9 protein-coding genes are annotated in these 12374 nt (G+C 65.6%); 2 read left to right on the top strand and 7 right to left on the bottom strand.

What is annotated here, in order from left to right; genetic code table 11:
- Positions 1-50: 50 nt before the first annotated feature.
- A complete protein-coding gene (locus tag D0C15_RS15680) occupies positions 51-1568 on the bottom strand; it encodes a PucR family transcriptional regulator (RefSeq protein ID WP_162830094.1) in 1518 nt (505 codons plus the stop codon).
- A 127-nt stretch (positions 1569-1695) separates the two neighbouring features.
- Between D0C15_RS15680 and D0C15_RS15675 the strand changes: the two genes are divergently transcribed.
- Positions 1696-3099: an APC family permease gene (locus D0C15_RS15675; protein WP_116045869.1), complete on the top strand. Its 1404-nt coding sequence runs from the start codon at positions 1696-1698 to the stop codon at positions 3097-3099.
- A gap of 254 nt (positions 3100-3353) precedes the next feature.
- Here the strand turns inward: D0C15_RS15675 and D0C15_RS15670 are convergent, their stop codons facing one another.
- A complete protein-coding gene (locus D0C15_RS15670; protein ID WP_116045867.1) occupies positions 3354-3986 on the bottom strand; it encodes an MBL fold metallo-hydrolase in 633 nt (210 codons plus the stop codon).
- Entirely contained in the window at positions 3983-5068 is a 1086-nt protein-coding gene (locus D0C15_RS15665) for an S-(hydroxymethyl)mycothiol dehydrogenase (protein WP_116045865.1), read from the bottom strand. The genes D0C15_RS15670 and D0C15_RS15665 overlap by 4 nt, the downstream gene beginning before the upstream one ends.
- 150 nt (positions 5069-5218) lie before the next feature.
- Here D0C15_RS15665 and D0C15_RS15660 point away from each other — a divergent pair, with 150 nt between their 5' ends.
- Entirely contained in the window at positions 5219-6505 is a 1287-nt protein-coding gene (locus tag D0C15_RS15660; protein ID WP_211323207.1) for a helix-turn-helix transcriptional regulator, read from the top strand.
- A gap of 58 nt (positions 6506-6563) precedes the next feature.
- Here the strand turns inward: D0C15_RS15660 and D0C15_RS15655 are convergent, their stop codons facing one another.
- The 4 genes from D0C15_RS15655 to tkt form a co-directional block, all read right to left on the bottom strand.
- Positions 6564-7946 (bottom strand): ATP-dependent 6-phosphofructokinase, encoded by a 1383-nt coding sequence (locus D0C15_RS15655; RefSeq protein WP_116045860.1) that lies wholly within the window; start codon positions 7944-7946, stop codon positions 6564-6566.
- An 89-nt stretch (positions 7947-8035) separates the two neighbouring features.
- Positions 8036-8980, bottom strand: coding sequence for a class II fructose-bisphosphatase (gene glpX, locus D0C15_RS15650; RefSeq protein WP_245975849.1), 945 nt, complete (start codon positions 8978-8980; stop codon positions 8036-8038).
- Between the two features lie 96 nt (positions 8981-9076).
- The gene (gene hxlB / locus D0C15_RS15645) at positions 9077-9622 is read right to left on the bottom strand and encodes a 6-phospho-3-hexuloisomerase (protein WP_342768573.1); all 546 of its coding nucleotides are present in this window, start codon (positions 9620-9622) and stop codon (positions 9077-9079) included.
- A gap of 471 nt (positions 9623-10093) precedes the next feature.
- A complete protein-coding gene (gene tkt / locus D0C15_RS15640) occupies positions 10094-12199 on the bottom strand; it encodes a transketolase (protein WP_211323206.1) in 2106 nt (701 codons plus the stop codon).
- Between the last annotated feature and the right edge of the window lie 175 nt (positions 12200-12374).

The raw sequence follows: 12374 nt of genomic DNA, 5'->3' as shown, positions 1-12374 counted from the left end.
GCCCGTAATGGATCGCTGACGACTCGTTTTTCAGCAGCCGGAAACCAGGCTCAGTCATCGATGTGGGTCTGCAGTGCGAACCACAGCTCGGCGCGGGTGCCGGGTGAGTCGAGGCTGCGCTCGAGCAGTTCCTCCACCTTGTGCATGCGCAGCCGCAGGGTATGCCGATGGATCCGCAGTCGCGACGCGGCCGGGTCCCACTGGCCATGGTGTTCCAGCCATACCCGCAACGAGGTGACCAGGTCGCCGCGCCCGGTCGCGTCGTGGCGCAGCAGCGGCCCGAGCAGCGCCTCGGCGTGGATCTCGGCACGAGCGGGGTCGATGAACCGGCGTAGGCCCTCGCGGCCGAGATCACCGAACCGGGTGACCGGGGTACCTCTGCGCACGCCCGTCTCAACGGCCCTCTGGGCCTGCCGGTGACCGTCCGCGAACCGATCGAAGGTGGTCGGTTCGGACACGCCGGCTGTCAGACCGTCAAGACGGCCGGGCAGCTGCTGCAGCCACCTCCCGAGCGGGTGACCGTCGGTCGAAACGATCACGAGCACGTCCTCAGTGTCCGAGTGGAACACCGGCTCGTCTTTCCCGGCCGCCTCTGCGCTGAGCATCTCGGCCGCCGCCGCCCGCAGTCGTGCTGGCCCCGCGACCGCCGTGACGCGGATCGGCTCCTCGGGCAGCCCGCCACCCAGCTCCTGCGCCAGAAGTTGCGCGGTTGCGACCTGTGCGACGAGCAGCAGTCGGAGCACGGCGGTGCGCAACTGCCGCTCGGCGTTCTCGAGCCTGCGCGACTGCTCCAAGCCGAGCGTCAGCAGCGAGACGGCAGTGTTGACCACATGCCGGTCCTGGGGGCTGAGTGGATCGGCCCGGCCCACCGCGAGAAAGCCGCGAATCCGTGGTTCGTTGCCCAGCGACTGGACCACCACGTCGTGCTCGCCATGACGGAAAGCCGCGCTCGCCGGGGCCCGGCGGCCGCGTAGCCGGTCCAGCTCGGCGTCGAAGCCCTCGACGCGGCCGCTCGCGGACGACGGTGCCGCGTGCACGATCGTCCCACCCGGGTCCAGCAGGACGGCCCAGGCGCCGAGGCGGCGTGCGAGTTGAGCGATGAGCGCGCCGGTGCCCTCTGCCCCGATGGCGGCACGGGTGAGTGCCTGCTGCGCGTCGTAGGCCCGCTTGACCGCGGCGTACTCCTCGGCCGCGATCGCCCGGGAAACCGCCTTGCTGATCGCCATGAATGGGGTGTGCAGCGGGACCTTGACGAGCGCGAGCCCGACCTTCCTGGCGGTCATCACCAGCGACTCGGGGACGTGTTCGTAGCGGAGCCCGGTACCGAAGCCGAGACCGACCGCACCGACGTCGGCGAGCCGTCGCAGATAGCTCTGCCCGTTCAGCTCGGCCTCGTCGAGCAGCAGGCCGGTGGTGAGCAGCAGTTCGCCGCCTTCCAGGAACGGGGTGGGGTCGGCGGCCTCGCTGACATGCACCCAGGTGATCGGCTGGTGCAGTTCGTGCTCCCCGGCCAGCACCGTCAGGTCGAGTTCATCGAGATCGACGAGGTCGCGCAGCGTGAACGACATGGGCCGCCTCTGACAGATTGTCGATGTCCAGCGTCGAAAATATCCTAAACCGTCATTGTCCTGGTGTATGGCCGGACTCACCATTGCCGGAACGACAGGCCCGGTTCATGGGCAGGACAGGAGAAAAATGAGTAGTACGGACGGAACTCTTGTTCGCGTTCTTGGCCGCTGGGACGTGCTCACGGTGGCGTTCGGGGCGATGATCGGTTTCGGCTGGATCGTCCTGACCGGCGGGTTCCTCGATGACGCGGGCACTCTTGGCGCTGCGCTGGCCTTCGTGGTCGGCGGTATCATCGTCGCGATCGTCGGACTCACCTACGCCGAACTGGTGTCGGCGATGCCAGAGGCGGGTGGGGAGCACAACTATGTGCTGCGCGCGTTCGGGGCGCGCGCGGCGTTCCTGACGTCATGGGTGCTCGTCCTGGGGTATGTCGCGGTCATCGCGTTCGAAGCCGTGGCTCTGCCACAGAGCTTGCTGTTCTTGATCCCCGAGTTGGAGACCGGCCGCCTGTGGTCGGTCGCGGGGCATGACGTGTACGCGGTATGGGCCGGTGTCGGCATCCTCGGCGCCGTCGTGATGACGGCACTCAACTACGTAGGCGTCCGCGCCGCGGCCATGTTCCAGACCATCGCGGTGCTGTTCCTGATCGCTGTGGGAGTGACTCTGCTGACGGGCTCATTCATCGGCGGCGAGACCGCGAACATGCAGCCGCTGTTCTCCTCCGGCCTGGTCGGAATGGTCGGTGTGCTGGTTGCTGTCCCGTTTCTGTTCGTCGGCTTCGACGTCATCCCCCAGTCCGCCGCGGAGATCAAGCTGCCGTACAGACAGATCGGCAAGCTGGTGGTGATCTCCGTCCTGCTCGCGACCGTCTGGTACGTCCTGATCATGCTCACCGTCGGTTCCGCGATACCGGCGAATCAACTCGCGGCCTCGGACCTCGCCGCCGCCGATGGGATGGCCGCGTTGTGGAACAGCCAGACCATGGGCGACATCCTGGTCTTCGGTGGCCTGGCTGGAATTCTGACCAGCTGGAACGGCTTCCTCATCGGTGCGAGCAGGCTCGTCTACGCCATGGCGAACTCGGGCATGTTGCCTCAGTGGTTCGCCAAGGTGCACCCGCGCTACCGCACCCCCGGCAACGCGATCCTGTTCATCGGCGCCCTGTCGGTGCTGGCGCCGCTGTTCGGCCGGCAGACGCTGGTGTGGCTCGTCAATGCCGGCGGATTCTCCATCGTCATCGCCTACGCCATGGTCGCGTCGACGTTCCTGGTGCTGCGGCGTCGTGAGCCGGACATGGAGCGGCCGTTCCGGGTCGGACCCGCCAAGACGGTGGGTGGGCTCGCCGTCGTACTCAGCCTCGGACTACTGCTGCTCTTCCTGCCCGGAATGCCCAGCGGGCTCGCACTGCCCGAATGGGCGATCCTCGGGCTATGGGGGCTGTTGGGCCTCTGGTTCCTGGTCCGCGTGCCAAAAGTGACCGCGGGTCCGGACGCGGAGAACAGGCTGCTTGTCGCTACGGGTCGCGAATAGCTGTGCCCGCGACACTGGTTGCCCCTGCTAATCGGGTTCGGGGGCTGAGTCGTCGCTTTCGATCTCGGTGGCGAATGCGTTCTCGATGAAGGTGCTCCTCGATCCACGACGGCGGGCGACGCCGATCACCACCGCATCCTTGGAGCGTGCGTGGGGTCGGCGTACCTGGCCGGGCAGCCGTGATCGACGGCTTCGGGCGCAGTTCGTAGCCGTTGCACACCCTGACTCGTGCGACTGTCCGGTCCTCGGTTTCCTCAGTGTCCGCGGGCGATCCATTCGGCCAGGTACGGCGCTTCGGTGCCGATCGTGGTGCCGTCGCCGTGTCCGGTGTGCACCTGAGTGTCTTCTGGCAGCGAGAAGAGCCGATCACGAATCGACGAAATGATCGTCGGGAAATGGGAGAACGATCGACCCGTCGCGCCGGGTCCACCCGCGAAGAGCGTATCTCCGGAGAACAGAGCCTTGGCCTCGGGAAGGTGCAGGCAGACGGAACCGGGCGAGTGCCCAGGACTGTGGATGACCTCCAGCGCTGTACCGGCGATAGCGAGCCGCTCGCCGTCCTCCGTGTGCCAGAACCGCCGGCCGGGGTGGGTCATCTCCCACAGCTCCTCGTCAGCCGGATGAAGAACGGTCGGCGCGTCCAGGTGCTCGCTCAGCTGCGGAGCGACGGTCACGTGGTCGTTGTGCCCATGAGTACAGATGATGGCGACGACGTTGCGACCGTCCACGGCCTCGGTGATGACCTTCTCGTCGTGTGCGGCGTCCACGATCACGACCTCGTCGTCGTCCCCGACGAGCCAGACGTTGTTGTCGACGTCCCACCTCCCGCCATCGAGCTCGAACACCCCGGCAGTGATGACCCGCTGGATCCGCAGGTTCCCGCTCACAGGATCACCACCGAACGCAGCACTTCACCGGTGTGCATGGCGTGGAAGGCCTTCTCCACACCGTCGAGGGTGATCCGTTCAGTGACGAATCGTTCCAGCGGCAATCGGCCCTGCAGGTACAGATCGATCAGCATCGGGAAGTCCCGCTCCGGCAGGCAGTCGCCGTACCAGGACGACTTCAGCGCACCTCCGCGAGCGAAGAAGTCCACCAGCGGCATCTCGAGGCGCATGTCGGGCGTCGGGACACCGACCAGGACCACGGTTCCGGCCAGGTCACGTGCGTAGAAGGCTGCCTTCCACGTCTCCGGACGGCCCACCGCGTCGATGACGACATCCGCGCCGAACCCGCGGGTCAGCTCCTGGATCGCGGCGACCGTGTCGGTGTTCGAGGCGTTGACCACGTGAGTCGCGCCGAGCTCACGCGCCCACGTCAGCTTCCGCTCGTCCCGGTCGACCGCGATGATCGTGCTCGCACCCGCCAGCCTGGCACCGACGACGGCGGCGGCTCCCACGCCCCCGCAGCCGATGACCGCGACCGCGTCACCGCGTCCAACCGCGCCGGTGTTGACCGCCGCGCCGAGACCGGCCATCACACCGCAGCCGAGCAGACCCGCGACGGCCGGGTCAGCGGCCGGATCGACCTTCGTGCACTGACCGGCGTGGACGAGCGTCTTGTCCGCGAACGCGCCGATGCCCAGAGCCGGGGTCAGCTCAGTGCCATCGGTTAAGGTCATCCGCTGAGTCGCGTTGAAGGTGTCGAAGCAGTACTGTGGCCGACCGCGTTTACAGGCCCGGCACTGCCCGCAGACCGCGCGCCAGTTGAGGACGACGAAGTCCCCCGGCCGCACGGAATCAACGCCGTCGCCGACACTGTCCACAGTGCCCGCCGCCTCATGGCCGAGCAGGAATGGGAACTCGTCGTTGATGCCACCGTCGCGGTAGGTCAGATCGGTGTGGCAGACCCCGCATGCCGCGACAGACACGACGACCTCGCCCGGTCCAGGATCCGGGATCACGATGTCCGCCAGCTCTACCGGAGCGTTCCGCGAACGGGCGACCACTCCGCGAACCTGCTGTGGCATTCCCTGTTTCCTCCACGATTCGACAACATAGGCATGCTCGACGAAACATGCTCACGTCAGACTAAGCCAGGAATGCGGCGCCCGGGCCTGGCCACTGGTCGAGTGAGTCCTGTCCTTTCGACTAGGTCAGTCGCCCGCTACGCTGACCCCGTGCCACGCTCTGCCGATCTGACCGCACTGCGCGACGTCATCGAGGGACCGCTACGCGAAATCGCCGACCGGTTCTCCCGCTACCTCGCCGACGCTTGGCCACACGAGGCGCTCGTCATCTTCACCCGGGAGTGCACCGGACGGCCGCGTAAGGTCGCCGGCGCTCGGGAGATCACCGACAAGATCACCATCGCCGAGCTCGAAGCGCTCAAGACGACCGTGCCGCCCGGCCATCAACTGGCCACGACGGCTCCCCTCGGCGGCACCACCCGGACGGTCTGGGCCGCGCAAGACCCCATCGGCACCCTGCTCGTGCTCATCGCACGACCGCAACGGACACACTTCCCACACCCCACGCTGGTGGCCGAAGTCTTCGGCATCGTCGCGACGTCGATCCGCCAACAGGTCACCCAGGCCAGCCCCGAGTATCTCGCCGAATCTCGCGCAGCCTCCAGCGAGCGCGCACGAACGACCGCCGAAATGGCCGCAGCACACGAAACCGCGCTCGTCACCATCCTCACCACGCTGCGGTCCACCCGGTTGGACGACTACCGCGCCCGCCTCGCCGCGACCGACTCCGCGTCGGCCGCGCTCGTGGCGCTTCGGTCGGCACAGAAGACCGATCTCTCCCAATCCGAAGAATCCGTGCACGCCGCGTTCGGCAGGCTGCGCCGGGAAATCCGGCAAATGCTGCGCCACCACGACGCGGACCTGGAATTCGTCGCGCCACCGAAGAGCGAGCGGCCAGTACCCGGCGAGGTCGCCCACGCCGCCCGGGCCATGACCTGCACGGCGGCGCTGACCTTCACCAGCCAGCCCGATCTGACCCGCCTCCGGATCGCCTGGTCGAGCGACAGCACCGCGCTGCACCTCGACATTCGTGATCAAGACTCAGGGAACCTCGACATCAACAACCTGCGCCTGCAACTCGACGGGCGAGCGAAAACCCTCGGAGCCACCATCAAGATCGACACCGCTCCCGGCTGGGGAAGCCACGTCACCATCAGCATTCCCTTTCAGGCGGCGGCAGGCTGGACCGACGAGACCCCGCTGGCAGAACTCAACCCTCGCGAACTCGAAGTGCTGCAACTGATCGCACAAGGACAACGCAACAAAGCAATCGCCGGCACGCTCGGCATCACGGAGAGCACGGTCAAATTCCACGTTACCGGCCTGCTGAAGAAGCTGGACGTCCACTCCCGCGGTGAAGCTGCGGCCCTGGCCATGAAGGCCGGGATCAGGGACTCTTCCACGACCGGTGTGTTCGGCGTGACACCGCCGGGCTGACGTCCGGCGGGCATTGTGAGTGGACAATTTCGCAACTAAACGATCGACCCCAAAATTGTCAACAAAATCCGGTGTGGACTCTCTCGCGATCCTGCGCCGAACCGAATTCAGCAGGTTGGCACGTGGTTTCGAGCACGGACATCCACAAGTCGCCGTCGGGGTCCACCTGGTTGCGACGGCTGGTCATCAGTGACAACGGGACATGCACGAAGCGTCGCCGCCAGCGCGCGACTGCGGCTTCAGTATGACCCGCCATGGCAGCGTGCGCCGCAGCATGGGCCAGACGCAGGCAGTAGACACTGTCGTAAGCGTTGGCGGCGACGCTGCGGACCGCGTAACCCGGGTCTATGTAGCGCATCGTGGGGGCAAGGCCGACCGCGGTCAGGTGAGCTGTGATGCTCTCTTTGAGCACCTCCCCTATATTGCCGAGTTTGACGTTGCCTGAGGCGTCGGTGCCACGACCGTTGTGCTGAGGCAGGCCCTGTTCTTCGAGGAGGTCTTGGCCTGCCCCCTCGGCGAGGACGATGACCACGAAGCCCTTGGCTCGCACGTGCTGCTCGACGTGGGCCAGCAGGCCGTTCGCGCCCTCGAGGGAGAACGGGATCTCGGGGATCAGGACGATGTCTGCACCATTGGCAGACAACGCAGCATAGCTGGCAATAAACCCAGAGTGCCGACCCATTAGCTTCACAATCCCGACGCCATTCCGGCTGGCTGCGGCTTCGACAGAAACCGCGGAGATGAATTCGGCAGCCCGCGCGAACGCGCTTTGAAACCCGAACGACTGATCAGTGAAGGGTAGGTCGTTGTCGATCGTCTTCGGCACGCCAATGACAGCGATGTCGAGACCGCGCGCCCTGATCGCCTCGCTGAGGTACGTCGCGGCCCGCATCCCGCCATCGCCACCGATGACGAACATGATGTTGATGCCCTGCAGGACGAGGCTGTCGACCATTTCGTCGGCGTCTTGGCCACCACGTGAACTGCCCAGAATAGTGCCGCCAACGTTATGGATATCGCGAACGCGATCAGGCGTCAACTCGATGGTGTCATTGCGGTGTTCGGCAGTGAGTCCCTGGAGACCGTGCCGGAAGCCCAGAATCCGCTTGACCTTGTAATGCACAGCAAGTTCTTGGACGAGACCGCGGATGACATTATTGAGGCCGGGGCACAACCCCCCACAGGTGACGATACCGGCGGTCACGTGTGCGGGATCGAAATAGATTTTCCGGCGGGGCCCGGCGGCTTCGAAGCTCGGGACCTGTTCTGGAGGACGGCCGTGCTCGGTGAGCATGGAAACGGTATCCTCGAGCAGGACACGGTCGCCTTCCGCAACGTAATGCGGAGAGGTCTGCTTGGTGGAGAGCATCTCGGAGAACGGCGAACCGTAACGGCACTCGCCGAGGTGGCCAACGCGGAGGTCGTCCAGGTGCAACGTCACCGAATCTCCTTGATCGTGATGGTCTTGTTGACAACTCGAGGATGGATACCGTGGAGCATCAGAAATCGTGAGTGCAAACCATCCGGGAATTACTCGAAGGTGGTGTGTGTTATGTGGCGAACCTGGCCCCTGGATATCAGGAGCGACTCGGCGATTGTCGTACCAGCACATTCCCGTGGACGTCCGAGAAGAGGCCCTCCACTGACGCCAGTGGCAACGAAGAAGGCATCGCCGGCTACGAGCTCGTCGCAGTTGTAGATACGGTCGAGGGACATGCCCGCTGCGCGGATGGCCTTCGCTTCCTCGTCACGCTGAGGGGCCAGGCGGCCCAGCATGCCGCCACCCAGGGCACGGACCGCTGCGGCGGTCATCACTCCTTCGGGCGTGCCGCCGACTCCGAGGAGCAGGTCGACATCGAGCGTCGGCAGCAGCACCGCCAGGCTCCCCCCGACATCGCCTCCTGCCGGTGTTTGCACGGCGGCGCCAGCCCGCAGCACCCGCGCGATCAGGTCCGTATGCCGCGGCTTGTCCATGATGACAACGCGGAGTTCGCTGACCTGCTTGCCGAGAGCCTCGGCAACTTTGACCAAGGTTCGCTCGGGAGGGTCGTTGAGATCGATAACGCCCTTCGCTTGGGGGGGCACCACTATCTTGTCCATGTAGAACCCGGGGCCGGGTGACCACAGAGTTTCTGGCTCGCCGAACGCAATCGTCGCCAGGGCGCCAGGCAGATCCTTCGCGCAGAACGAGGTTCCCTCAAGAGGATCGACGGCGATGTCGAAGTCCGGACCGTTGCCGTTGCCCACGATTTCACCGTTGAACAACATCGGGGCGTCGTCCTTTTCTCCCTCCCCGATCACAACTGTTCCTCGCCCAGGTGCGTCGGCCAATGCATCGCGCATGGCCATGGTCGCCGCCGCATCGGCGGCCTTCTGATCGTGCCGGCCCACCCAGGCATAGCTGGCCACCGCAGCGCTGCGGGTCGCGGCCAGCGCTATCGCCTCCAAGGTATGGACATCGACGCGAGTTCGCACTGCGACCTCACTCTGACACTGCATCTTGGGCTCCCATTCTTGTCGTAGCATCAGGCCAGAGAGATCGCGGCACATACGCGATTGAGTACGTAGCGGTCACTCGAGATTCGCGTGAAGGCGCCACAGCTCACGGGCCTGGCTCCCGCCGGTCTTCCACAGCGTGTGGAACAGCGCATCAGTGATCAGCAGGACGGACTGTTCGAACAGACTGCCGGCATACTGGGCAGAGGCAGACCCGTCGAAGTCCTGCTTGTCCGCAGCCGGGATGACGAGTACTTCGGTTGCGGCTTTGGCCAGCGCCGAGTCGGCCGCCGTGGTCAGTGCAATCACATCCGCGCCCTGGTCACGAGCAGTCTGAGCGGCCCGCACTACCCGGGCCGTCGACCCCGAGCCCGATGCCGCCACCAGGACGTCGCGCGAGCCGATCGCCGGAGCAGTCGTCTCGCCGACTACGTGGGTGGGGAGTCCGAGGTGCATGAACCGCATCGCGGCCATCTGCAGGGCGAGCCCGCTCCGCCCCGTGCCGATGGTGAACACTGTCGGCGCCTTGAGCAACAAGGCCCCAGCACGAACCCAGGCCGGAGAGTGCACGCCCGTACTCACCCTGCCCACTTCACCGACAACAGCGCGCGCTGCGTCCACGAAAAGACTGGAATCAAGCTTCTTTGAAACTATCTGCGTCAACGAGATCTTCCTCCACTTTCGGGGCGGATGGCATTCGTTGGTCACTTGCGCTGCTACGGAGCCGGATTCACAGGCAGGAGCCTCTGTCCGTTGCGGTCAAGAAAGCCATCGCGCGGCTTAGAGCACGGATAATTTACTCAGACCACGATGATTGTCCACCCATGTGGTGACCAGCAAGGCTTACGACATTAGGAAACACTATCCCGTAATTTGGATATCTAATACGGATCAAAATCAATGCCTCAGTCTATCCTCAGTGTTGACGAAGACACTGCATGTCGAGGACAGAAAGAAGGCTGCGAAGAAAAAGCGACCCCGGCTTGTCACCGGGGCCGCTGGTGCAAACGGCTGTTCAGGAGATTCTTCTCAGCCCTCGTCGACGGGGGCTCGGGCTCATCACGGACATCTCCTACCGTCTGCGGGCGGGCATCAACTCGGCCGCGCGGCGTGCACGCTTCGTCGTGCCGCTTCGATCACAGCCTCGGTGGTGATGCCGAACTGCCTGAACAGGGTCTTGAAGTCCGCCGAAGCACCGAATCGCTCCAGCGACACGATCTCGCCCACGTCGCCGGCGAACCGGTGCCACGGCTGCGCCGTACCCGCTTCGACGACCACCCGGGCACGCACCAACGGGGGCAGCACCTGTTCCTGGTAGGACCGGTCCTGCCGGTCGAACCACTCCACACACGGCATCGACACCACCCGGGTAACGATCCCTTCGGACTCGAGAATCTTCCTGGCCTCCACGGCCAGCTGGACCTCGGAACCGGTGCCGATGAGCACCACCTCGGGACTGCCCGAGGACCCGTCGGCGAGTACGTAGCCGCCGCGGGCCACCCCCTCGGCGGAGGTGCCCTCCAGGGTCGGCAGGTCCTGGCGGCTGAGCGCCAGCCCGGCCGGGCTACTGGTGTCCTCCAGTACGGCTTTCCAGGCATATGCGGTCTCGTTCGCATCGGCCGGGCGTACCACCGACAGTCCGGGGATGGCGCGTAGTGAAGCCAACTGCTCGACGGGCTGGTGGGTAGGGCCGTCCTCGCCGAGGCCGATCGAGTCGTGTGTCCACACGTAGATGGTCGGCAGCCCCATCAGCGCGGCCAGGCGCACCGCCGGGCGCATGTAGTCGCTGAAGATGAGGAAGGTGCCTCCGTAGGGGCGGGTGCCGCCGTGCAGCGCGATGCCGTTGAGGATCGACCCCATCGCATGCTCGCGGATACCGAAATGCAGCGTGCGACCGTAGGGCTGGGCCTTCCATGCGTCCGTGGAGATCTCTGCCGGCCCGAAGGAATCCGCACCCTTGATCGTGGTGTTGTTGCTCTCGGCCAGGTCTGCCGACCCGCCCCAGAGCTCGGGTAGCACCTCGCCGAGCTTGGCCAACACCGCTGCCGACGCCTTGCGGGTCGCGACTCCCTTGCCGTCGGCCTCCCAAGTAGGCAGATCGTCCGCCCAGCCGGCTGGAAGCTCGCGAACGCTGATTCGGTCCAGCAGCTTCTTACGCTCCGGGTTGCTCTTCGCCCAGGCATCGAACTCGATTTGCCACTTCTCGCGGTCGGCCCTCCCACGCTCGGCCACCTCGCGGGCATGGTGCAGGACCTCGTCATCGACCTGGAAACTCTGCTCAGGGTCCAAGCCGACGGCGCTCTTGACCCCGGCGAGCTCGTCGGCGCCCAGCGCGGCACCGTGCGCCTTGCCGGTGTTCATCTTGGTCGGTGCCGGGTAACCGATCACGGTGCGCAGAACGATCAGAGTCGGGCGAGCGGTCTCGGCCTTGGCCTGCTCAATCGAGTCCAGGAATCCGGCCACGTCCTCACCACCGTGGACCGTGAGGACGTGCCAGCCATAGGCTTCGTAGCGCTTGGCTGTGTCCTCGGACAGCGCGATGCGAGTGTCGTCCTCGATGGAGATCTCGTTGCTGTCGTAGATCACCGTGAGATTGCCGAGCTGCTGGGTTCCGGCCAACGACGAAGCCTCGGAGGTGACGCCCTCCTCGATGTCGCCGTCCGAGGCGATCACGTAGACCTGATGGTCGAACACGCTCCTGCCCTGCTCGGCGTCCGGGTCGAACAGTCCACGCTCACGGCGGGCGGCCATGGCCATACCGACCGCGTTGGCCAAGCCCTGGCCAAGTGGGCCGGTGGTGGTCTCCACGCCCTTGGTGTGCCTGTACTCGGGGTGGCCCGGCGTCAGTGAATCCCATTTTCGCAGGGCCTTCAGGTCGTCGAGCTCCAAGCCGTAGCCGGAGAGGAACAGCTGGATGTACAGGGTGAGACTCGAATGCCCGGCGGAGAGCACGAATCGGTCGCGCCCAATCCACTCCGCGTCGCTGGGGTCATGCCGCATGACCCGCTGGAACAGGGCGTAGGCGACGGGCGCGAGACTCATGGCCGTGCCGGGGTGTCCGCTCCCGCAGTGCTCGACCGCGTCCGCGGCCAGCACGCGGGCGATGTCCACCGCGCGCTGGTCCAACTCGGTCCAGTCTTCTGGGAGTCGCTTGGTGGTCAAGCGAACAACCTCGTCAGTTGATTCGTTTGCTGCCATGGGCACGCACTCCTGTTAGTTTCGTTTTCTCGCGAGTTCCGGCCGAGGGTGGCGGTGTCAGGCGGCGCGTTTTTTGAGTTCTTTGGCGGCGGCGGCGGGGTCGGTGGCGTTGTAGATGGCTCCGCCGGCGACGGCGACGGTGGCGCCGGCGTCGCGAACGGACGCGATGGTCTCG

Source organism: Amycolatopsis palatopharyngis, from assembly GCF_003385185.1.
Lineage (GTDB): Bacteria > Actinomycetota > Actinomycetes > Mycobacteriales > Pseudonocardiaceae > Amycolatopsis > Amycolatopsis palatopharyngis.
Note: the sequence above shows the minus strand (reverse complement) of the source record. Positions and strands in the feature narration are given on the sequence as shown.